Origin of the sequence: Streptomyces sp. NRRL S-1813 (genome assembly GCF_000719605.1) — a bacterium.
GTDB classification, from domain to species: domain Bacteria; phylum Actinomycetota; class Actinomycetes; order Streptomycetales; family Streptomycetaceae; genus Streptomyces; species Streptomyces decoyicus.
The window spans coordinates 16638-39507 of the sequence record NZ_JOHB01000010.1 but is presented as its reverse complement, the minus strand read 5'-3'; the positions used below and the strand labels follow the sequence as shown (position 1 = coordinate 39507).

Annotated in this window: 18 protein-coding genes; 13 read left to right on the top strand and 5 right to left on the bottom strand. The window is 72.6% G+C overall.

Going from position 1 to position 22870, the window contains the following annotated elements; all coding sequences use genetic code 11:
- Positions 1-2: 2 nt before the first annotated feature.
- The 6 genes from IF67_RS0116835 to IF67_RS0116810 all read left to right on the top strand — a co-directional run bounded on the left by IF67_RS0116835 (position 3) and on the right by IF67_RS0116810 (position 10001).
- Positions 3-713, top strand: a complete 711-nt coding sequence (locus tag IF67_RS0116835) for a DUF969 domain-containing protein (protein ID WP_030986443.1) — start codon at positions 3-5, stop codon at positions 711-713.
- Entirely contained in the window at positions 710-1678 is a 969-nt protein-coding gene (locus tag IF67_RS0116830; RefSeq protein ID WP_030986442.1) for a DUF979 domain-containing protein, read from the top strand. Before IF67_RS0116835 ends, IF67_RS0116830 begins: the two co-directional genes overlap by 4 nt.
- A gap of 95 nt (positions 1679-1773) precedes the next feature.
- Complete coding sequence (pcp, locus tag IF67_RS0116825; protein WP_030986441.1) at positions 1774-2418, top strand: pyroglutamyl-peptidase I; 645 nt, start codon at positions 1774-1776, stop codon at positions 2416-2418.
- A 169-nt stretch (positions 2419-2587) separates the two neighbouring features.
- Positions 2588-4111, top strand: a complete 1524-nt coding sequence (locus IF67_RS0116820; RefSeq protein ID WP_030986440.1) for a hypothetical protein — start codon at positions 2588-2590, stop codon at positions 4109-4111.
- 136 nt (positions 4112-4247) lie between these two features.
- Complete coding sequence (locus IF67_RS0116815) at positions 4248-5180, top strand: hypothetical protein (RefSeq protein WP_030986439.1); 933 nt, start codon at positions 4248-4250, stop codon at positions 5178-5180.
- Positions 5181-5306: 126 nt separating this feature from the next.
- Positions 5307-10001, top strand: coding sequence for a hypothetical protein (locus tag IF67_RS0116810; RefSeq protein ID WP_030986438.1), 4695 nt, complete (start codon positions 5307-5309; stop codon positions 9999-10001).
- Positions 10002-10064: 63 nt separating this feature from the next.
- Here IF67_RS0116810 and IF67_RS0116805 read toward each other — a convergent pair whose 3' ends face one another.
- On the bottom strand, positions 10065-11150 hold the full coding sequence (locus IF67_RS0116805; RefSeq protein WP_030986435.1) for an S-(hydroxymethyl)mycothiol dehydrogenase: 1086 nt from the start codon (positions 11148-11150) through the stop codon (positions 10065-10067).
- A 263-nt stretch (positions 11151-11413) separates the two neighbouring features.
- Entirely contained in the window at positions 11414-12220 is an 807-nt protein-coding gene (locus tag IF67_RS0116800; protein ID WP_030986433.1) for an IclR family transcriptional regulator, read from the bottom strand.
- 161 nt (positions 12221-12381) lie between these two features.
- Between IF67_RS0116800 and IF67_RS0116795 the strand changes: the two genes are divergently transcribed.
- Positions 12382-12711, top strand: coding sequence for a bifunctional 3-phenylpropionate/cinnamic acid dioxygenase ferredoxin subunit (locus tag IF67_RS0116795; protein WP_030986431.1), 330 nt, complete (start codon positions 12382-12384; stop codon positions 12709-12711).
- 157 nt (positions 12712-12868) lie between these two features.
- Here IF67_RS0116795 and IF67_RS39245 read toward each other — a convergent pair whose 3' ends face one another.
- Complete coding sequence (locus IF67_RS39245; protein WP_420708673.1) at positions 12869-13420, bottom strand: hypothetical protein; 552 nt, start codon at positions 13418-13420, stop codon at positions 12869-12871.
- Between the two features lie 204 nt (positions 13421-13624).
- Between IF67_RS39245 and IF67_RS0116785 the strand changes: the two genes are divergently transcribed.
- From IF67_RS0116785 to IF67_RS0116760, 6 genes are all read left to right on the top strand, one after another.
- Positions 13625-16504 (top strand): nitrate- and nitrite sensing domain-containing protein, encoded by a 2880-nt coding sequence (locus IF67_RS0116785; protein ID WP_030986427.1) that lies wholly within the window; start codon positions 13625-13627, stop codon positions 16502-16504.
- Complete coding sequence (locus IF67_RS0116780; protein WP_030986425.1) at positions 16501-16941, top strand: roadblock/LC7 domain-containing protein; 441 nt, start codon at positions 16501-16503, stop codon at positions 16939-16941. Before IF67_RS0116785 ends, IF67_RS0116780 begins: the two co-directional genes overlap by 4 nt.
- A gap of 96 nt (positions 16942-17037) precedes the next feature.
- Complete coding sequence (locus IF67_RS0116775; RefSeq protein WP_030986423.1) at positions 17038-17451, top strand: DUF742 domain-containing protein; 414 nt, start codon at positions 17038-17040, stop codon at positions 17449-17451.
- Between the two features lie 235 nt (positions 17452-17686).
- On the top strand, positions 17687-18556 hold the full coding sequence (locus tag IF67_RS0116770) for an alpha/beta fold hydrolase (RefSeq protein WP_030986421.1): 870 nt from the start codon (positions 17687-17689) through the stop codon (positions 18554-18556).
- 78 nt (positions 18557-18634) lie between these two features.
- Positions 18635-19246 (top strand): TetR/AcrR family transcriptional regulator, encoded by a 612-nt coding sequence (locus IF67_RS0116765; RefSeq protein ID WP_037839478.1) that lies wholly within the window; start codon positions 18635-18637, stop codon positions 19244-19246.
- A 226-nt stretch (positions 19247-19472) separates the two neighbouring features.
- A complete protein-coding gene (locus IF67_RS0116760; protein ID WP_030986418.1) occupies positions 19473-20084 on the top strand; it encodes a GTP-binding protein in 612 nt (203 codons plus the stop codon).
- Between the two features lie 72 nt (positions 20085-20156).
- On the opposite strand, the gene glpK is transcribed toward IF67_RS0116760, so the two are convergent.
- Positions 20157-21692, bottom strand: a complete 1536-nt coding sequence (glpK, locus tag IF67_RS0116755; RefSeq protein ID WP_030986417.1) for a glycerol kinase GlpK — start codon at positions 21690-21692, stop codon at positions 20157-20159.
- Between the two features lie 107 nt (positions 21693-21799).
- Positions 21800-22567 (bottom strand): MIP/aquaporin family protein, encoded by a 768-nt coding sequence (locus tag IF67_RS0116750; protein ID WP_030986414.1) that lies wholly within the window; start codon positions 22565-22567, stop codon positions 21800-21802.
- Between the last annotated feature and the right edge of the window lie 303 nt (positions 22568-22870).

The window sequence follows — 22870 nt, the reverse complement described above, 5'->3', positions numbered from 1 at the left end:
CCATGATCGTGCTCCTCGGCGTGCTCGTGGTCGTGATCGGCTTCGCCACGAAACGCAATCCCCTGCTGGTCGTGGGGGTGGCCGGCATCGCGACCGGCCTCCTCGGAGGGCTGTCGCCGGGCAAGGTGCTCGCCGCGTTCGGCGACGGCTTCGCCGGCAGCCGGGCGGTGACGATCTTCGCGATCACCCTTCCGGTCATCGGCCTCCTGGAGCGCTACGGCCTCCAGGAGCAGGCCCGTAACCTCATCGCCCGGTTCGCCAAGCTCACGACCGGACGCTTCCTGGCGCTCTACCTCGGGCTGCGGCAGATCGGCGCCGCGGTCGGGCTGACCAATGTCTTCGGCCACGCCCAGACCGTCCGCCCGCTCGCCGTCCCGATGGCCGAGGGGGCGGCCGTGCGCAAATACGGCGAACTCCCGGACCGGACACGGGAGAAGGTCAGGTCGTTCTCCGCCAGCGCGGACAACATCGGCCTCTTCTTCGGGGAGGACGTCTTCCTCGCCGTCGGCTCGATCCTGCTGATCACCGGCTTCGTCAACACCACCTACGGCACCCACCTCGAACCGCTTCAGCTCGCGCTGTGGGCGATCCCCACCGCCCTGTGCGCCTTCGTGGTCCACGGCTGGCGACTGCTGCGCCTGGACCGCCAGTTGGAACGCGAACTGCTCACCGCCCACGTCCACAACACCGCCGCAGTGGAGGCCGCCCAGTGATCAAGGCAGAGTGGTTCTACTGGCTGGTGGGCCTCAGCTTCCTGGTGATGGCCTCTCAAATGGTCACCGACCGCAGCAACCCCAAGCGCTTTGGCACCGGAGCCTTCTGGGGCCTGATCGGTGCCGGCTTCATCTACAGCAGCTGGGTCGTCACCAAGCAGGCACCGGCCGAGCCGCTGGGCGTCGCGGTGCTGGTCATGGCCTGTCTGGCGGGCTTCGGCTGCACCGGGCGCGGCACCCCGCGCACCACCACCCCCGAGCAGCGCACGGCCAGCGCCGCCAAGCTCGGCAACAAGCTGTTCGTTCCGGCGCTCACCATCCCGGCCGTCGCCATGGCCTGCGCCATCGGCGTCAAGCACCTGTCCATCGGGGGTGAGCCGGTCCTCCAGGAGGGCAGCGAAACCATCCTGGGCCTGGGGATCGGCGCCGTCGCCGCTCTCGTCGTCGGCATGATCATGCTTCGTGAGAAGCGGATCTCCGTGCCCGTGCAGTCCGGCCGCTCCATGCTGGAGGCGATGGGCTGGGCGATGCTGCTGCCCCAGATGCTGGCCACGCTGGGCGCCATCTTCCAGGTCTCCGGCGTCGGCGACCAGGTCGGCAAGATCGCCACCTCCGTACTCCCCGAGGACTCGCTCTACGTCGCGGTCGTCGTCTACTGCGTGGGCATGTTCGTGTTCACCATGATCATGGGCAATGCCTTCGCCGCCTTCCCCGTGATGACCGCGGCCGTCGGCTGGCCCGTTCTCATAGGCCACTTCGACGGCAACCCCGCCGCCGTCCTGGCCATCGGCATGCTCGCCGGATTCTGCGGCACCCTCGTGACCCCCATGGCCGCGAACTTCAACATCGTTCCGGCGGCCCTGCTGGAACTGAAGGACCAGTACGGACCCATCAAGGCGCAGCTGCCCACCGCGGGCGTCCTGCTGGGCTGCAACATCTTGATCATGGCGCTGTTCGCCTTCTGAGCCGGCTCCGGGCACAGGTGCCGCACTCCACGGCACCGTGACCCGACCCTGTTCGCTGCCCCCACCACCGGACGCATCGCACCAAGGATGACCGTATGACCCGGGTACTGCTGACCGGATTTGCACCCTTCGACGGCGAATCCACCAATCCCTCCTGGCAGGCGGTACGCGCCGCCGCGGACGAACCGCCCACCGGCATCGAGGCCTTCGCCGTCGAGCTGCCCTGCGTCTACGGAGCGTCGGTGGCGGTGCTGCGCGCCGCCATCGAGGAGACCCGCCCCGAGATAGTGCTGTGCGTCGGCCAGGCGGGCGGACGCCCCGACATCACCGTCGAACGCCTCGCCGTCAACGTCGACGACGCCCGGATCCCCGATGTCTCGGGCGCCGAACCGGTCGACGAGGCGATCGTGCCCGGCGGCCCCGCCGCGTACTTCTCCACCCTGCCGATCAAGGCGTGTGTGGCGGCCGTGCGCGCCGCCGGGCTGCCCGCCTCCGTCTCCAACACCGCGGGCACCTTCGTCTGCAACCACGTCTTCTACGGCCTCGCCCACCTCATCGCCACCGAACTGCCCGACCTGCGCGGCGGCTTCGTCCACGTCCCCTACGCACCGGAGCAGGTCGTCGACCGCGCCCAGCCGTCGCTGCCGGTCGGTGCGGTCGCCCGGGCCCTGCGCGAGATCGCGGTCACCGCCGCGCACACCCGCACCGACCTCCGCGTCGCCGGCGGGGCCACCCATTGAGACCGGCACCGGCGCCCACGGGACCTGGCGGCCGGCTGCCGCGGGCCACGCCGTAGACTGACGCGCCGGTCCGGCGAGTGGTCCGTCAACGGTTCCACCAGCGGTTCCACCCATGAGCGGATCCGCGCCGTTTCGTCCGTTGTCAGTGCGAGCGCCTACTCTGTGCGACGTGACTTTCTCCGCCCCGGGGGCCGCTGCGCCCCAGCTCAACGGCCCGAACCGGCCCGCGCCGGGCCCGGCCGCCGACGAAGGCCTGGCCCGTCGGCTGCGCGCCCTCGCGTGCACCGCGCCGCTGCACGACCTCGACGTGCGCAAGGCCAACCTCACGGGCGAGTACGGGATCTATGCCATGGCGGAGGTGGCGCTCGCCGTCATCGATCTGGTCACCCTCAACATGGACTTCGACACCGGCGCCGACCACGAGGAGATAGTGGCGAAGGTGCTCCCGCGGGTCGCCGCCCAGGCCCCCCGCCGTCCCACGGGTGAGCACGAGCGGGTGGCCCGCTGGGTGCTGGAGAACCTGATCAACGTCGGCAGCGTGGACCGCGGCTTCCGTGCCGTCTACGGCACCTTCGACACCGAAGGCCAGTACGTCCGCCGCGACTACGACTTCAAGCTCATCGAGGAGGTCCCCGGCGCCGGCGGCAGCGTCTTCCTGCGGGCCACCGACGAAGCCGTCAATGTCCTGGTCGGCGCGCTCGACACGGACGTCACCAGCGCCCAGATCGCCGCCGAGGTCAAGCTGGAGGTGCTGATCAACCGCGGCCGGCTGGCCGACGCCCAGCTCGCCGCCGAGCAGGCCCGCTACCGCACCGTGCAGTACGCCGAGACGCTGCGCAGGACCCTGGACGCCACCCGCCGCAACGTCCGCGCCGTGGACTGGCTGGAGACCGTCCCGGACATGATCAACGAGGCGCTGGACCACGTCGCGGACCGCTACCGCCACGAGAACGCCATCCTCACGAACATCCGCAAGGCCCGGGACGAGACCGAGGAGCCCGAGCACAAGCGCCGCGCCGCCGAGCTCGTCGACATCGTCAAGGACTGCATCCGCCGCCACACCCAGCTCCAGTCCCGGCTGCTGGAGGCCGGACCGCTCTTCCGTGCCGAGCAGGACCGGCAGGCTTTCGCGACCCCCGCCGCCCGCTCCGGACTCGACCTGTACGGCCAGCTCGTCGCCCCGCTGCTGCCGCTCCCCGCCGAGCAGGCCATCCGCGTCACCGACGCCTTCTTCGCCAAGGGCACGGGCCTGCGCACCCCCTCGGCCGTGCGCATCGGGGATCTCGTCGAGGTGCTGCTCACCCCGCCCATGGAGCGCGAGCATCTCGGCGCCGAGATGCCCGAGCCCGACCTGGTGGCGACGCCCGACGACAGCCGCTTCAGCGAGGCGCAGCTCGACTCCGCGATGGCGCTGCTCGACCTGCCCGCCGACGCACCCCGCAGGCTCTCCGGACTGCTCGCCGAGGCGCGCCGAGGAGACCCCGACCTCCCCTACCTCGTCGCCCTGCTGGCGGTACACGCCGCCAGCCCGCCGGTCGGCACGGCCTACCGCCAGGGCGAACAGCAGCTGCTGTTCGCCGTGGACGACGGCACGGAGCTGATAGACCCCGAGTTCGGCGGCGCCGACCTCATCGTCGGCACCGCCCTGCTGGACTCCGCCGGGATGGCAGCGGACCGTTCGGAGGTGGCGTGATGTCCCGCGCCCGGGAGCAGCGGCCGGCGAACGGCGCGGCGCGCCCGGTCCGGCCGGGCCCCGGCGCGTCCGGCGGCCGCCCGCCGTCGTGCCGGCCAGAGATTTCCGAGACCGTCCCCCGCAAGGAGCTAGTTCCGTGACCCAGTACGACGAGGCACCGCAGCCGGACCTGGCGTCCGGGGCCGGTGAACCGGGCTGGGGTGCGCCCACCGCAGAAGCCGAGCCGGCCGCGGCGGGGCCGGCGCCCCTGACCCCGGCCGATGCCGCCGACGCCGCACGGCTGGTCTCCTTCGGCCTCCAGCCCAAGCTGCTGCCCGCCCGTGACGCCGAATACGGCGAACTGCTGCGCCGCTATCGCGACGAGCCCGCGTTCGCCCGCGTCGCCGATGCCGTCGCCACGGGCCTCGGCCTGGTCGTCCTGGAGGTCTCCACCCGCGCCGGGATGGCCGTCACCGCCGACGAGGACTCCGTCTTCGCCGTACGGATGGGCGACTACGCGCGTCGCGCCTCCGCCGACTCCGCCGACCGCTTCCTGCACGGCCTGGCCCATCTCGCCGTCGCCGCACTGGCCTTCCCGCGTCCCGAGGACCTCGCCGACGACGGCTATATCGGCCGGATCACCGTCAACGGCGTGGACGCCTTCGTCCGGCAGGCCTGCCGCCGGCTGGAGGAGCGCGCCGAGCAGGAGGGCGAGAACACCGACCCGGCCACGGACACCCCTGGCCTGGAGTCCGCCTGGCGCATCTACGCGCGGCGCAGCGCGACCGGCGCCACCAAGGACGCCCGACGGCTGGCCGGTTCCACCACCGGCATCATCGCCAAGGCCGTCACGTTCCTCGTCGACTCCGGCTTTCTCCAGCGCACCGGCGACGACGCCGGCGGCGCCTACCGCACCACCGCCCGCTATCAGCTCCAGGTCCGCGACATGGCCGGCAGCGCAGCCATGGCCGAGCTGCTGGAGCTGGGCATCGTCCCCGTCGCCGACGGCAGCGCCGCGCTGCTGCCGGGCGAGGAGACCGATGACCTCGAGCTGGTTTCCGATGCCGGACTGCCCTTCCACTCCGGCTGACGGGGCGGCCTTTCGACCGCTGACGTTCCGACTGACCGGCCGACCACGGACGACCGGCCGCTGACGGGCCACCGGCCTTTCCGACCGGCCACCACCCCCTTCCCGCCACAACAACGAGAGTCCGCCATGTACGAGCTGTCCCGGGTCCGCCTCTACTCCATCGGGCCCGCCGGTGCGCGCTATGCCGACACCGTGCTGGACCTGCGCGGAGTCGGCGCGCCCGTGCCCCAACCGGCCCCGGCCCAGGCGGACTTCTTCGAGGACGAACCGGTCGGCCCGCCGCGCCGCCCGGCGCCCGCGGGCGTGCTCTTCCTGGAGAACGGCGGCGGCAAGTCCGTCCTGCTCAAGCTGATCTTCTCGGTGATGCTGCCCGGCCACCGCAACACCCTCGGCGGCGCCAGCTCCGGTGTGCTGCGCAAGTTCCTGCTCGCCGACGACTGCGGCCATGTCGCCCTGGAGTGGCAGCACGTCCTCACCGGCGAGAGCGTGGTCGTCGGCAAGGTCAGCGAATGGCGCGGCCGGCAGGTCTCCAGTGACCCGCGGAAGTTCGCCGAGGCCTGGTACAGCTTCCGCCCCGGACCCGGTATGAGCCTGGACTCCCTCCCCGTCGCCGAGGCCACCGTCGTCCGCCCCCGCCAGGAGAGCGGTGAGGGCGGCTCCGGCGCCCAGGGCCGCCGGCGCACGATGAAGGGCTTCCGCGACGTCCTCACCGAGGCCGGGAAGAGCTACCCCAACCTCGACGTCGTCTGGGAAGAGATCCACGAACGCTGGAACGAACACCTCGGCGAACTCGGACTGGACCCCGAACTCTTCCGCTACCAGCGGGAGATGAACGCGGACGAGGGCGAGGCGGCCGGTCTGTTCGCGGTGAAGAACGACTCGGACTTCACCGACCTGCTGCTGCGCGCCGTCACGGACACCCGGGACACCGACGGTCTCGCCGACCTGGTGCACGGCTTCGCGCACAAGCTCGGCCGGCGCGCCGAGCTCACCGCCGAGCGGGACTTCACCGCCGGCTCCCTCGACCTGCTCTCCCGTATCGCCGCCGCCGCCGAGCAGCGCGAACGCGCCCGTGAGGTGCATGCGGGCGCCGAACGCCGCACCCGCGGCCTCGCCCAGCGGCTGTACGCACGCGGCACCGAAGAGCGCGGCCGCGCCGCCGAGCTGGCCGAAGAGGTCGCCGCCGCGGCCCACCGCGTCACCGACGCCGAGCGCGTCCGTGAGCGCCGCTCCCTGGTCTCAGCCGAACTCGCCTACCGGCATGCCTCGCTGGCGCTGGCCGCCGCCGAGAAGGGCGCCGCCGCCCAGCGCCGTGAGCTGAACGACGCCCGTACGCTGCACAGCGCCTGGCAGGCCGCCGAGACCGCGCTGCGCCACCGCGCCGCCGCCGACCGCGCCGCGCGGGTCGCCGTCGCGATCCGTGAGGCCGAGCGGGACGCCGCCCCCGCGCTCGCCGCCCGGGCCACCGCCGCCACCGACCTCGTACGCGCCCTGCATGCCGCGGCCGAGGCCGGTGAGCAGGTCGCCAACGAGGAGGAGGAGCGCTCCGCCGCCCTCCAGGAGGCCGGGGAATCCGCGCACCGCGACGCCACCACGTCCGCCACCCACGCCCAGCGCGCCCGCAGCGAGGCCGACCACCTCAAGCAGCGGCTGGCGGAGGTCACCGAGGAGACCGCCGAAGCCGTCCGGGCCGGCTGGCTGGACGACAGCGCCCCCGACGCAGACCCGGCCCGTGCCGCGCTCGCCGCCTCGGACGCCGAGAAGACCGCCGTCGAGGCCTGGGACTCGGCCCGTGAGACCGCCCGGCAGGCCACCGACCGCGCCCGCGAGGCCACCGCCCGGCACTCCGCCGCCGAACTCGCGGCGGCCCGCGCCGAGGACGCCGCGCAGGCCGCGGGGCACGCCTACGACGCCGAGCGCCGGGCCGCCGAGTCCATCGGCGCCGAGCAGCGGCTCGCCGACCTCCTCGGACTCCCGCAGTCCGAGACCAAGCCCCTCGGCGTGCCCGGCCCCCGTACGGCCACGCCCGGCACGGACCCGGTCACCCCGCGCCGTCCCGCCGCCGGCCCGCTCACCGCCGAAGAGCTGGACCGCAACGCCGACGAGCTGCACGAGCTGCTGGAGCAGGGCGTCGCCGCCGCCGAACGGCAGCTGTTCGACCTGCGCACGGCCGCCGCCGACGACGCACGGATCCTCGGCGCGCTGGGCGACGGCGGACTGCTGCCCCCGGGCCCCGATGTGCTGGCCGCCGTGGAGTACCTCGGCGAGCACGGCGTCCCCGCGTTGCCCGGCTGGCGCTATCTCGCCCAGTCCGTCGACCCCGCCGACCACACCCGGGTGCTCGCCGCCCGCCCCGAGCTGGTCGACGGCGTGATCATCACGGACCCGGAGACCCATGCACGGGCCCGCGAGGTGCTCGCCCAGGCCGCGCTGCTGCCGCGTTCGGCCGTCGCGGTCGGTACCGCCGCCGCGCTGCTCGCACCCACGCCCGCCCCCGATGAGCGGGACTCCGGCGTCTACAGCGTTTTCCTCGTAACGCCGAACCCGGCGATGCACGACGAGTCCGCCGCCGACGAGGAGCGCCAGGCGCTGCGGGCGCGCGCCATAGAGCGTGACGAGGAGATCCGGGCACTGGCCGCCCGGCTCTCCGGGGACCGTGCGCTGGCCGCCCGGCTCGGATCGTGGCGGGCGGGCTGCCCGGCCGGCCGGCTCGGTGAACTGGCCGCCGCCGCGGACGAGACCCGTACGGCGGCGGACGAGGCCGCCGCCGAGCTGACCGAGGCCCGTGCCGCCCGCGCCGAGACCGATGAGGTCGCGGCCGAGACCACCCGGGTGCGGGACGAGCGCCAGGAGACCGCACAGCGCGCCCGTCGCGCCGCCGACCTGCTGGCCGGGCTCGCCCACCGGCTGCGGGAGCGCGCCTCCTGGCAGTCCCGGATGCGTGAACTCGTCGATGAAGCGGCCGAGTTCGAGGCGCGCGCCGAGGAGTGCGTGGACCGCGCGCGGGCCGCCGACGAGGACCGCAGGGCCGCCCAGCGCGCCGCCGACGACGCTCACCGCACCGCCCGCGCGCTGCGCGCCGAGCGCGCCGAGATCGCCGGTGTGCCGGACGACGTGGGGGAGGCCCCCGGGGGCGCGAGCGCCTCGCTGCCCGCGCTGCGCGAGGCCTACCGCGCCGCCTCCCAGCTTTACGAGAAGGTCGGCGTAGGCGCCGATCTGCGCGCCGAACAGGCACGCGCCGAGGGCGATGAGAGCGCCGCCCTGGCCGAGCTGAACCGCCTCACCAACAAGGTCCGCACCCGCGCCGAGGCGCTGCTGGAGAGCCCGGACGCCGCCGACGGCCCCTCCCGGCAGGCCGCCGCCGGCCGTGCCGAATCGCTGGTGCAGATGCTGGAGACCCGCGCCTCGGCCGCCAGCGAACAGCTCGGCCGGCTGCGCGGTGAGGCCGAGCGCCTCGCCCCCGCAGACGGCGAGGCGCACACCGAGCTGCCCGACGAGCTGGTGCCCAAGGACGCGGACCGCGCCAAGGAGCTGCTGCGCACCGCGGCCGGCGAACTGGCCACCACCACCGAGGCGTTGGAGACCGCCCGCGAGCGGCACGAGGAACTGCTGCGCGGCCACCGCGCCGCCGAGGACGCCGCGGGCGGCTTCGACGAGACCGCCGCCCTGCTGCGCGATCTGCTCCGCGACCACCAGGACGCCGAGGACGCCGCCGACGGACGGACCGAGCCGTACGCCGGCCGGGTGGAGGACGCCCGGCAGGCGGCCGCCGAGTCCCGCCGTTCGCTGCGCGGCTGTGCCGCCGACCTCTCCACCGCCGAGTCCGCGGTGCGCGAGGCGAGCGACATCCTCGTACGGCACGCCAACTCCACCCGCTACGAACAGGTCCGTACGCCCGCCCGGCAGCAGATCCGTGAACTGCCCGCCGCGGCCCTGCCGGATCATGCGGCCAAGTGGGCGGAGGCGTTCGCGCCCCGGCTGCGGGTGCTCACCGACGAGTTGGAGCAGCTGGAGCGCAACCGCGACTCCATCGTCGACCGGCTGCGCGGGCTGGTCGAGTCGTCGCTGACCACACTGCGCTCCGCCCAGCGGCTGTCCCGGCTGCCGGAGGGGCTGGGGGAGTGGTCAGGACAGGAGTTCCTGCGGATCCGCTTCGAGGACCCCGACCAGGCCACGCTCACCGAGCGGCTCGGCGAGGTGATCGACGAGGCGACCCGTGCGGCCGTCAAGAAGAACAGCGATCTGCGGCGGGACGGGATGTCCCTGCTGCTGCGCGGGGTCGGCGCGGCGCTGCTGCCGCGCGGTGTGGCGGTGGAGATCCTCAAGCCGGATGCGGTGCTGCGTGCCGAGCGGGTGCCGGTCGGGCAGATGGGCGATGTCTTCTCCGGCGGCCAGCTGCTGACCGCCGCCATCGCGCTGTACTGCACGATGGCGGCGCTGCGCAGCAACGACCGGGGCCGCGACAAGCAGCGGCACGCCGGCACGCTGTTCCTGGACAACCCCATCGGCCGTGCCAACGCGACCTATCTGCTGGAGTTGCAGCGTGCCGTCGCCGACGCGCTGGGCGTCCAGCTGCTGTACACCACCGGCCTCTTCGACACCACGGCGCTCGCCGAGTTCCCGCTGGTCATCCGGCTGCGGAACGACGCGGACCTGCGGGCGGGCCTGAAGTACATCAGCGTGGAGGAGCATCTGCGACCGGGCCTGCCGCAGCCGGACCCGTCCGGCGAGGCGGTGCACGGGCAGATCACGGCCACGCGGATGTACCGCCGTCCCGAGGACCCGGCTCCGGAGGAGCAGCCGGACGACGACGCCGGGTGACCGGCGTCGCGGGAGGCCTGCGGGCCGGGTCGGGCGGAGCCGGGCGGGTCCGCAGGGGACGCCCTACACCACCACCACGGACCGCAGGACCTCCCCGCGCTGCATCTTGGTGAAGGCCGGTTCGATGTCGTCGAGCGTGATCGTCTCGCTGATGAACCGTTCCAGGTCGAGCTTGCCGCTCAGGAACAGATCGATGAGTACGGGGAAGTCGCGGCTGGGCAGACAGTCGCCGTACCAGGACGACTTCAGCGCGCCGCCGCGGGAGAAGAGGTCGATGAGCGGCAGCTCGATGCGCATGTCCGGTTCGGGGACGCCCACCTGGACCAGCGTGCCGGCCAGATCGCGCATGTAGAAGGCCTGCCGGTAGGTCTCGGGGCGGCCCACCGCGTCGATCACCACATCGGCGCCGTGCCCGCCGGTCAGCGCGCGGACCGCCTCGATGGGGTCCGTACCACGGGAGTTGACGGTATCGGTGGCGCCGAACCGCTCCGCGGCGTCCAGCTTGCCGTCGTCGAGATCGACGGCGATTACCCGTCGTGCGCCGGCCCGGGAGGCGCCCGCGATGGCGGCGTTGCCGACGCCGCCGCAGCCGATGACGGCGACGGTGTCCCCGCTGCCCACCCCTCCGGTGTGGACGGCCGCACCGTACCCGGCCATCACCCCGCAGCCGATCAGACCGGCGGCCTCCGGGCGCGCCGAGGGATCGACCTTCACCGCCTGCCCGGCGGCGACCAGGGTCTTCTCGGCGAAGGCGCCGATGCCCAGGGCCGCCGTCAGCTCCGTGCCGTCCAGCAGGGTCATGGGCTGAGCGGCATTGCGCGACGCGAAGCAGTACCAGGGGCGGGCGCGTCGGCAGGCGCGGCACTGCCCGCAGGGCGCCCGCCAGGCCAGCACCACATAGTCGCCGGGCGCCAGGTCCGTGACTCCGGTGCCGACGGCCTCGATGACCCCGGCCGCCTCATGGCCGAGCAGGTAGGGGAAGGCGTCGCCGATCGCGCCGTCGCGATAGTGCAGATCGGTGTGGCACACCCCGCAGGCCTGCACGGTCACGAGCACTTCGCTCGGGCCGGGGTCGGGTACGAGGATCGGCAGCACCTCGACGGGGGCGCCCTTCTTGAGGGCGACGACGGCGCGGGCTTCGTGCGGCATGTCTCACTCCTAAAACAGCGCCCTGCGGGGCGGCAGGGGCGGGTAGCACGCGTGAGGTGGCACGGATGCCTGTGAGGGGTTGGAGTGGTGCGCGGTGCTGAGAACCTGGGAGGACGGGGTGCTGAGAACCTGGGAACGGTGACAGCGGCGGAGGACGGTCCACCCCCGTCGCCGTGTTGCCTATAGTGCGCCGGGTTGTGCTATAGGAGACATGCTGGAAGTCCGGTCAGGGATCCGTCAAGGGGGATTTTCCGCTACGGGGTTCAACCGGCGTACCCCATCCGGCGGGAGAGCTCCGCGGCCGCCTTCGCGGACCGCTCCGCGAGCTCCGGCAGCAGCTCACGCTCCATCCGGTAGGCCGGGCCGGAGACGCCGAGCGCGCCGATCACCGCGCCGTCGTGCGCCCGCACCGGTGCCGCCACCGCGTTCAGCCCGATCTCCAACTCCTCGCTGGTGCAGGCGTATCCGTCCGCGAGCGCGGCGGCGAGCTGCTCGCGCACACCGGCCGCCGTGGTCAGGGTGTTCTCGGTGAACCGCGGCAGCTTGCGGGTCACCAGGGTCTCCCGGCGCTCCTTCGGCAGGTGCGCCAGCAGGACCTTGCCGCTGGCGGTGGCGTGCAACGGAGTGCGGCGGCCCAGCCAGTTGTACGCGGTGACCGCCGCGGAGCCCCTGGCCTGCATGATGTTGACCGCCGCATCGCCGTCCAGCACCGCGATGTTGGCGGTCTCCCCGGTGTCCTCGGCGAGCGCCCGGCACACCGGCTGGCCCTCCTGGGAGATGTCCAGCCGGATCGCCGCGGCGCCGGCCAGCCGCAGGACCCCGGCGCCCAGGTAGTACTTCCCGCGGTCCCGCTCCTGCTCCACCAGCCCGCGGTTCTCCAGCACCCCGAGGATCCGGAACGCGGTCGACTTGTGGACGCCCAGCTCCTCGGAGATCTCGGTCACCCCGGCCTCGCCCAGCTTGGCCAGGATCTCCAGCACGCTCACCGCACGGTCCACGGACTGGACGGATCCCGCCCCGCCGCGCCGTTCCTCGGACCGGTCGTCCGTCGTATCGCTCGTCTTCGACATGGGTCTTTGTGTCACCACCTGGTGGCCCCCGAGGGGCACGTCTGAGGGCATCTGCCGGGAAGCCCTTGACGGCCCGCTTCCCGGCTTGGATTCTGTTGCGCATCGCGCTCTGCGATGCGTTATTCAGAACACATGATACCGATCAGCGAGAGGGGGGCCAGATGATTCCCATCTGCCGCATCGAGGACCTGCCCGAGGGCGAGTCCGTACGGATCGAGATCGACGACGTCACGCCGGCCATCGCGGTCTTTCATGCCGAGGGCGGCTATTACGCCGTCGACGACACCTGTAGCCATCAGGACGCCTCCCTCTCCGAGGGCTGGGTCGAGGGCTGCTTCGTCGAATGCCCGCTGCATGCGGCCCTGTTCGACCTGCGTACCGGGGCCCCGACCTGTCTGCCCGCCCGCAGGCCGGTGCGCACCCACGAGGTCAGTGTCCTGGACGGCATGATTCATGTACGGCCCGCCGTACGGGAAGAGGCGGTGGCGTAACCACCCGGTCACGGCGAGCGCGTCGTGGCCGTCCCGGCCGGGTGCGGTTCCTCGGTTCGCCCCGGGAGGCCGGACGGCCCGAGGGGGCAGGCAGGCCAGGAGTCCTCCGGAAAGCCGCTTGTCCCGCCCGCCGGTTCAGCTCGTCCCGCCCGCCCGTTCAGGCGGCCGCCCGGTCGATCCCCGACGGGTTCTCCCGTGCCTCCCTGCGCCGCTGCCGGCGCGCCCGGCGCCGCTCCCGGCGCAGTTCCCTGGCCGTGCTGCTGGGCTGCGACTGCACCCCGTTGCGCTGCACCCACACCTGACGGGTCACCCAGACGTCCAGTACCGCCCACGTGGCGACCACGGTGCTGGCGACCGTGCTGAGCACCGCGGGGAACGCGTACCAGGAGCCCGCCAGGGTGCACAGGAACGCCACCATGGCCTGGGTCAGGGTGAGTGCCGCGATGATGACGGCACGCACCGCGGCGGTGCGCACCGGATCGGCCATCCGGCGCCGGACCGCCGGCTCCTCCTGCCACAACAGCTGTCTGCCGGTGTCCATGAACGCGTCACGCTCCCCGTACTCTCCCCGCATGTCCGACTCCTCGGTGGCTGCCCGGATGTGCCGGGTACATGCCCCTCGCGCCGCACCCCGTCTCCTTGCATGGTCACGTACCGGGGCCACGCGGAGTGATCCGGGGTAGAGCAAAACCGGCCAACCGTCCGGCATCTTTGCCGCAGGGGGAAGAGGTGAACCGGCCCACCAATGCGGGCGGGTTGTCCGGGAATCAGCGGACAACTCATGATGATCCCGCCCCGGCCGCTTCCCCGGCGTCACGAGAGGCCTTCGGTTGGGTCACTCGACAGTAGTAGGCTCGCGCCGTTTGTTGACGGAACACCACCCCCGTGCGCCGGGGTTGACGTAGGGGAGGCCATGCGCTTTCGCGGGAAGTCGGTCCGCCGGAAGATCGTGGCGTTGCTGCTCGTACCACTGGTGTCCCTGATGTCCCTGTGGGCGTTCACGACCTATATCACCGGGCGTGAGGCGAACCAGCTGCTGGACGTCGGCAACGTCGTGAAGAATCTGGGCTATCCGGTCGAGGACGTCATCCAGACCCTCCAACGGGAGCGCCGGCAGAGTCTGCTGTACCTCGCCGACCGGCGCGGCGCCGACGCGCTCGACGCGCTCCACCGGCAGACCCGGGCCACCGACGAGGCCGTCAGCCGGCTGCGCGCCGACATCGACCTCCGAGATCTCCGCGAGGACCTGAGCGACGGCACCGGCGACCGGTTGACCGGCGTCCTCAAGGGCCTGGACACACTCGGCCCGCTGCGTGCCCAGGTCGAGGACAACACCGTCTCCCGCGACGAGGCCATGGAGAGCTACAACGCCCTCGTCGACCCCGGTTACGACTTCCTCGCCGCGCTCCACGCCCTGGAGAACGTGGAGATGGACAAGCAGGCGCGTGCGCTGGTCAACGTCACCCGGGCCCGGGAGGCGGTCTCCCGCGAGGACGCCCTGATGTCCGCGGTGCTCGCCTCCGGCAGCATGAGCAGGCGCGATCTGCGCGCGCTGTCCGACCGGGTCGCCGAGCGCCGGGTCCTCTACCGCACCAGCCTGCCCGCCCTGCCGGCCAAGGACCGTGGTCTCTACGCCGATTACTGGCGCTCCGCGAAGGCCCGCGAGCTGACCTCCTACGAGGACCGGGTGATCGCCGCCGGTCCGCAGGCCGGACCGCGTGCGGTCAACGCCGAGCGCTGGAACACCACGTCGCGCAAGGTGCTCGACGACCTCCAGCGGATGGGCAAGGACGCCGGGGACCGCTACCAGGAGCGTGTCGCCCCTGTCGCCATGAACGTCCTTCTCAAGGCCGCCATCGCCGGCGTCCTCGGCTTTGCCGCGCTGCTGGTCTCGGTCATCGTCTCGTTCCGCATCGGCCGCCGCCACGTCCGGGACCTGATCCGGCTGCGCAAGACCGCCCATGACGTCTCCGGCGTACGGCTGCCGAGCGTCATGCGCCGGCTGGCGGCCGGCGAACAGGTCGATGTGGAGACCGAGGCGCCCCGGCTCGAATTCGGCCCGGACGAAACCGGCCAGGTCGGCCAGGCGCTCCACACCCTCCAGCGGGCCGCGATCGAGGCCGCCGTCAAACAGGCCGAAATGCGTCGTGGTGTCTCCGAGGTGTTCGTCAACCTCGCCCGCCGCAGCCAGGTCCTGCTGCACCGCCAGCTGACCCTCCTGGACGCCATGGAACGGCGCACCGAGGACACCGACGAACTCGCCGACCTCTTCCGGATCGACCATCTGACCACCCGTATGCGACGGCATGCTGAGGGTCTGGTCATCCTCTCCGGCGCGGCACCCTCCCGGCAGTGGCGCAAGCCGATCCAGCTGATGGACGTGGTGCGTGCGGCGGTCGCCGAGGTGGAGGACTACGAGCGGATCGAGGTGCGCCGCCTTCCCCGGCTCGCGGTGGACGGTCCCGCGGTGTCCGACCTCACGCACCTGATAGCCGAACTCCTGGAGAACGCCACCGTCTTCTCGCCGCCGCACACCGCCGTGCAGGTCCTGGGCGAGCGGGTCGCCAACGGCTTCACCCTGGAGATCCACGACCGCGGTCTGGGCATGACCCCCGATCTGCTGCTGGAGGCCAACCTCCGGCTCGCCGAGACGCCCGAGTTCGAGCTGTCCGACACCGACCGGCTCGGGCTGTTCGTGGTCAGCCGGCTCGCCCGGCGGCAGGACGTACGGGTCTCCCTTCAGCCGTCGCCGTACGGCGGGACCACCGCCGTGGTCTTCCTCCCGGGGAGGATCCTCACCGAGAGCGCCGCCGGCGGCCGGGAGGACGACGACCCGGCGCCGGACGGTCTGCCCGGCGGCCCGGTCGGCAATGAACTGGAGCATGCGGCGGGCAAGTTGGCCGCGCTCTCCCAGGCACCGCCCCGCCGGGAGCGGCGCGTCCCGGCCGTCATCGACGGCCCGGTGGAACTCGAAGCGCCGCTCGGCCCGGACGAGCTGGGCCCGGCCGACGACGAGGACGCCCTCTTCCGCAAGCGGGACCGCGGCCGCGAGCGGAAGGGGCCCGACCCCGCCCCCGACGGCCCGGCCGCCGCACCGCGCGCCATCGCACCGGTGCCGCCCGTCCCCGAGGGTGAGCAGCACCAGCAGACCCGGGACCAGGCACCCGGCGGGCTGGCACCGCTGCCGCGCCGCCGCCCCCGCCCGCCGGTGCTGGTCGCCGACCACGGCAGAACGGTCGACGACCGCGGCGCCCAGGAGGAGCGGGCAGCCGAGCGTCCCGGCTCCGGGCGTCCGCGCCCCGAGGGCTCCGTGGCCCGGCCGCCGTCGTCCGCCGCGCCCGCGCCGCAGGGCCCGGCCCCGGACGGCCCGCAGCCCACCGAGGACCGCGAGCGGCCTGCGCCCACCACACCCACGGGGCTGCCCCGCCGGGTACGGCAGGCCAGCCTCGCGCCCCAGCTCAAGGCCGACGCCACCGGGCAGACCGAGGTGCGGGGGCGGAACACGGCGGCCGAGGACGACCGCGACGCCGAGGCGGTCCGCGCCCGGATGGCCTCGCTCCAGCGCGGCTGGCAGCGCGGCCGCCGCGACAACGGCGAGGACCCGCGCGAGACCGCAACACCACGGGGAGAAGCCCCCGCAGCCGGTGCAACGGCGGCTGCGGGCGGTACGGCCCCGGACACCACAGGACCGGACACCACAGACCCGGACGCCCGTGCCACAGCCACACAGGACGGCCACGACACGGGCAGCACAGCACCACCAGGAACCACATCGGGAGGGGACGGTCCATGACCGCACCGAAGGCAGCAGCTTCCACCGCATCGGTCTCGGAGAAGGCATCCGGGGAGCTGAACTGGCTCCTGGACGAGCTCGTCGAGCGGGTCGGCTCCATCCGCAAGGCACTGGTCCTCTCCAGCGACGGGCTGGCAACCGGGGCCTCGAAGGACCTGACCCGCGAGGACGGCGAACATCTGGCCGCGGTCGCGTCCGGCTTCCACAGTCTGGCCAAGGGCGTCGGCCGGCACTTCGAGGCCGGGCAGGTACGGCAGACCATGGTCGAGCTGGACGAGGCGTTCCTGTTCGTCAGCGCGGCGGGCGACGGCAGTTGCCTGGCCGTACTGGCCGACGCGGACTCCGACGTCGGTCTGATCGCGTACGAGATGACGCTGTTGGTCAAGCGGGTGGGCACGCACCTGGGCACGGCGCCCAGGTCCGGCCTTTCCACCTGAGCACGACGACGGTGACGCCATGAGTGAGCGCGGCGAGCGAAGATGCGAGAGGTGCGCGCCGCGCGAATGCGAGGCCGAGCGAAGCGAGGTTTCGGCATGAGCGACCAGGACGGCCGGGCGGCGCGGGACCGGGACGCCGCCCGCTGGTTCGACGATGACGCGGGCCCTGTCGTCCGGCCGTACGCCATGACGCGCGGGCGCACCCGCACGGCCGCGGAGGGGCGCCTCGATCTGATCGCGCTGGTGATCGCCGAGAGCCGTGCGGAGGAGTCGGTCGACGACCGGACGCTGTCGCCCGAGCACATCGAGATCGTCGACCTGTGCCGCCAGGAGCCGCTGTCGGTCGCCGAGCTGGCGGCCGAACTCGACCTGCCGGTCGGCGTCGTACGGGTCCTGATCGGGGACCTGCTGGATGCGGAGCTGGTCCATGTCAGCAGGCCGGTACCGCCGGCCGAGCTGCCGGACGAGAAGGTGCTGCGCGAGGTGATCGACGGCCTGCGCGCGCTGTGACCCGCCGCCCTGCCCACCGGCCGCCGTCGCCCGGAGCGCTCCTCCGCGACGGCGGCCACCGCTCGGCGGCCGGGCCCGGCCCCGCCGCGAGACCGCCTCCGTCGGCCGCACGCGAATCCGCCGGATCTCGCCGTGGGTTCACCGGCCTCGCCGGTGAACCGGCCACGAGTGGCGGCGGACCGGCCCCGCGGTACGGTTCCTGTTGAGCAACTGTCAACAGGAGGAGATCCGCGCCATGGCCACGGACGAGACCCCGGCCCCCGTCGAACACCTGGAGATCCAGGTCGGCCCGCACACCTATGACGCACTGGCCTGCGGCCCGGCCGACGGGGAGTTCGTACTGCTGCTGCACGGCTGGCCCGAGTTCGCCGACTCCTGGAGCGCCGTGCTCCCCGCCCTGGGCTCGGCGGGCTACCGTGCCGTCGCCGTCGACCAGCGAGGCTATTCGCCGCGCGCCCGTCCGCCCCGCATCGCCGACTACGCCGTGCCCGAACTCGTCGCCGACGCGCTGGCCTTCGCCGATTCCCAGGGCGCGGGCCGCTTCCACCTCGTCTCGCACGACTGGGGCGGCATGGTCGCCTGGGCGCTGGCCGGCGCCCACCCCGAGCGGCTGAAGTCCCTGACCGTGCTGGCCACCCCGCACCCGGACGCGCTCAACCGGGCCGCCGCCGAGGACTCCGTCCAGCATCACCGTCTCGACTACGTCCGCTTCTTCCGCGGCGACGACGGCGCAGCGGAGACCGCGCTGCTCGCCGACGACGCCGCCCGGCTGCGCGCCGCATACGCCGGCAAGGTGCCTGCCGAGCTCGTGGACGGCAACGTCCGGCGGCTCTCCGCCCCGGGTGCACTCACCGCCACGCTCAACTGGTACCGCGCCCCCGAGTCGGTCATCTCGGTACCCGCGGGCCGGATCACCGTTCCCACCCTCTTCCTGTGGGGCAGCGAGGACACCGCCCTGGGCCGTGGCGCGGCCGAGTCCACGGGGGAGTGGGTGGACGGCCCCTACCGCTTCGAGGCCCTGGAGGGCGCCAGCCACTGGCTGCCCGAAGAGGTTCCCGACGTGGTCACGCCCAAGATCCTCGACCACCTCGGCCAGTACGCCTGATACCGCGGCGGGCCGGGATACCACGGCGGGCCGGGACCGCCCCGGTGTCCCGGCCCGCCGTCGCCGTAAACTGCGGGCATGCCCGGCAAGCGCACCACCCGCCTCACGCCCCACCAGCGCAGGGAGCAGCTGGTCGGCGTCGGTCTGGAGATGCTCGCCGAACGTTCCCTGGACGAGCTGTCCACCGACGAGGTGGCCCGGCGGGCCGGTATCTCCCGCGGGCTGCTCTTCCACTACTTCGACTCCAAGCGCGACTTCTACCGCGCGGTGGTCCGCGCCGCGTGCGACCGCTTCACCGACGCGACGGAGCCGGACGGCTCGCTGGAACCGGTCGCCTGGATGCGGGCCTTCATCACGGGCTTCGTGGCGTACGTCTTGGAGCACCGTCAGGTGTACCTCGCCCTGGTGCGGGGCGCCGCCGGAAGCCATCCCGCGGTCACCGACATCGTCGGCGCGACCCGGGAGACCGTCGCCCGCCGGGTGCGCGACGGCCGGAAGCGGCTCGGCCTGCCGGACGCCCCGCGGCTCGAACTGGCCTCCCGGGCCTGGATGGCGTTCGCCGAGGAGGCGGTCGTCAACTGGCCCGTGCAGGAGCCCGACGCCCGCGAAGAGCTCTGCGCCTTCGTCGAATCCAGCTTCGTGAGCATGCTCGGACTGCTCGACCGGCCCGGCGTCCTCGCCGCGCGCTGAGCGCCGGCGGCTCCGCTCCACCCGCTTCCACGGCCCGTGCCGGCGCGCCCTTTTGGGCAGGTTGGCCACCTCTGACCCACGACGTCTCGCCGGCGTGACGCATCTCAAGTGGGCGCCGTGCCGAGCACGTTGTACCGTTCCCTTGCACCAGCTGCCCCGTGCGCCGACGCTCGGGTGCCAAGCGTGAGCTCCCCCCGTATATACGGCAATTCAGGAGAAGAATCCCATGGCCTTCGGGCGATCCGATCGCCGCCGACGGTCCGCCGCCGTCGAGCCGGTGACGCTCAAGATCCTGGTCGCGGGCGGCTTCGGGGTCGGTAAGACCACCCTGGTCGGTGCCGTCAGCGAGATCAAACCACTGCGGACCGAGGAACGGCTGACCGAGGCGGGCAGGCCGCTCGACGACCTCGACGGGGTGGAGGGCAAGACCACCACCACCGTCGCCATGGACTTCGGACGGATCACCGTCAACGAGGAACTGGTGCTGTATCTCTTCGGCACTCCGGGCCAGGACCGCTTCTGGTTCCTGTGGGACGAACTGGCACGGGGGGCGCTCGGCGCGGTGGTGCTGGCCGACACCCGCCGGCTGTCGGACAGCTTCGCCGCCATCGACTACTTCGAGCGGCGCGGACTGCCCTTCACGGTCGCCGTCAACTGCTTCGACGGCGCGGACCGCTACCCGCCGGAATCCGTACGCGACGCCCTGGACCTGGACCCCCAGGTGCCGGTGATGCTGTGCGACGCCCGCCTCAAGGACGACGCGCGGGATGTGCTGGTCTCCGTCGTCGAGCATGCGATGGAGGCCGGCGCCCGCCGCCGGGAGCCCGCGCTCCCCTGACGGGGCGCGGAAGTACGGCCCGTACCCCGCCGTCCGGGGTACGGGCCGTACGTCTGCGCGCTGCCGACGCCGTTACCTGGCCGAACCGTCGTCGGCCAGCCAGCCGAAGCTCCGCTCCACGGCCTTGCGCCAGTTGGCGAACTCGCGGTCGCGGACCTGCGCATCCATCCGCGGCGTCCACTCCGTGTCCCGCTTCCAGTGGGTCCGCAGCTCGTCCAGATCCTGCCAGACCCCGGTCGCCAGACCGGCCGCGTACGCCGCTCCCAGACAGGTGGTCTCCGAGATCACCGGGCGGATCACCGGCACATCCAGCACATCCGCCTGGTGCTGCATCAGCAGGTTGTTGGCGGTCATCCCGCCGTCGACCTTGAGCTGGGTGATCCGCACGCCCGAGTCCTGGAACATGGCGTCCACGACCTCCCGGGTCTGCCAGCTGGTCGCCTCCAGTACGGCGCGCGCCAGATGCGCCTTGGTGACGAACCCGGTCAGGCCGGTGATCACGCCGCGTGCGTCGGAACGCCAGTAGGGCGCGAACAGACCGGAGAACGCCGGTACGACGTACGCCCCGCCATTGTCCGGGACGCTCGCCGCCAGCGGTTCGATCTCGTCGGCCGACGCGATGATGCCCAGCTGATCGCGGAACCACTGCACGAGCGCACCGGTGATGGCGATGGACCCCTCCAGGCAGTAGACCGGCGCCTCACCGCCGAGCTGATAGCCCATCGTCGTCAGCAGCCCGTTCTTGGAGGGGACCGGGCGGTTACCGGTGTTCAACAGCAGGAACGAACCCGTGCCATAGGTGTTCTTGGCCTCGCCGACGCCGTAGCAGGTCTGGCCGAAGACGGCCGCCTGCTGGTCGCCGAGCGCGGACGCCACCGGCACCCCGTGCAGCTGCCCCACGGCCGTGCCGTACACCTCGGCCGACGACCTGATCTCCGGCAGGATCGCCGCCGGTACGTTCATCGCCGACAGGATCGCCGGATCCCATTGGAGGGTGCCGAGGTTCATCAGCATCGTGCGGCCCGCGTTGGTCACATCGGTGACATGCACCCCGCCGTCGGTGCCGCCGGTCAGATTCCAGATCAGCCAGGAGTCGATGGTGCCGAACGCGATCTCGCCGCGCTCGGCACGGGCTCGCAGCCCCGGAACCTCATCCAGCAGCCAAGCGGCCTTGGGGCCGGAGAAATAGCTGGCCAGCGGCAGTCCGGTGGCCTCACGGAAGCGGTCCTGGCCGTCCGCGCCGCCGAGTTCGGCGCACAGCTGGGAGGTCCGGGTGTCCTGCCAGACGATCGCGTGGTGCACCGGCTTGCCGGTCGCCCGGTCCCACAGGACCGTGGTCTCCCGCTGGTTGGTGATGCCCAGCGCACTGAGCTGGTCCGCGCGCAGCCCCGCTTTGGCGAGCGCGCCCGCCACCACGGCCTGTACCTTCGACCAGATCTCGGTGGCGTCATGCTCCACCCAGCCCGGCTTGGGGAAGATCTGACGGTGCTCGCGCTGGTCGACGGCGACGATCGCGCCGCCGTGGTCGAAGATGATGCAGCGGCTCGACGTGGTGCCCTGGTCGATCGCGGCCACATATTTCTCGGTCTTCCCGGTTCGCTCCGTCATGCCGTCACGCCTCCTGAAGTCCTGGTGAGTGGGTGCAGCGGGCCCGGGCCGGTCGGGCGGACACCTCTCGGCCGGACACTTCTCTGCCGGACACTTCTCGGCCGGTGTCAGAACGCCGCGTTGTGGACCAGGCCGGACAGCACCGCGCCGATCAGCGGCCCGGCCACCGGGATCCAGGAGTAACTCCAGTCCGAGGAACCCTTGTTGGGGATCGGCAGCAGGGCGTGCACCAGGCGCGGACCGAGGTCACGGGCCGGGTTGATGGCATAGCCGGTGGGCCCGCCCAGCGACAGCCCGATACCGACGACCAGCAGCGCGACCAGCAGCACATTGATCCCGGAGCCGTAGACGCCCACGTGCTCGCCGGGGACCCGGCCGATGCCGATGCCCTTGTTCTGGCCGAAGAACAGCAGCGGCAGCACCAGGCCGATGGTGGCGATGATCTCGGTGACGAGGTTGGCGGCCGGCTTGCGGATCTCCGGGCCGGTGGAGAAGATCCCCAGCGTCGGCTGGGCCTTGTCCGGCTCCGCGTTGGCGGCGAACTGCGCGTAGTACAGCGCCCAGGCCAGTACGGCCCCGATCGCCGCACCGACCATCTGCGCCAGGATGTACAGCGGCACCTTCGACCACTCGGTGCCGCCCGCGACCGCCGAGCCCAGCGTGACAGCGGGGTTGAGATGCCCGCCGGACAGCGGCGCCGCGGTGTAGGCGCCGGCGAGTACGCCCATGCCCCAGCCGAAGGCGATCACGACCCAGCCGGCGCCCTTCGCCTTGGAGTAGTGCAGGGTGACGGCGGCGCACACACCGGCGCCGAAGAGTATGAGTATCGCGGTGCCGATCACTTCACCGACGACGATGTCCCCATTGGAATACATGGCGGCTCCTTGGCCCTCGCCCGGGGACGTCCCCCGGTCCTCCGTGCAGGGTGCGTGCCACCGGCGGGCAGCGGACAGCCGCTGCCAGCCGGCCGGGGTGCCTGAGTGCGGCGATGCCGACTGGCATCCGGAAGTGTTCACCGGTGCTGAGGGGCCGTCAAGGTCGCGCACAGCAGAGGATGCGGAGACCGGCAGCGAGGGCGCCGCTACCGTCCGTCGCCGTCGCCCGCGGGCGCGCACCTCCGCCTGACCGGGTCCGCGCTTCCTCCTGACCGGGCGGGGCGGCGCCTGGCGGGCTCGCGC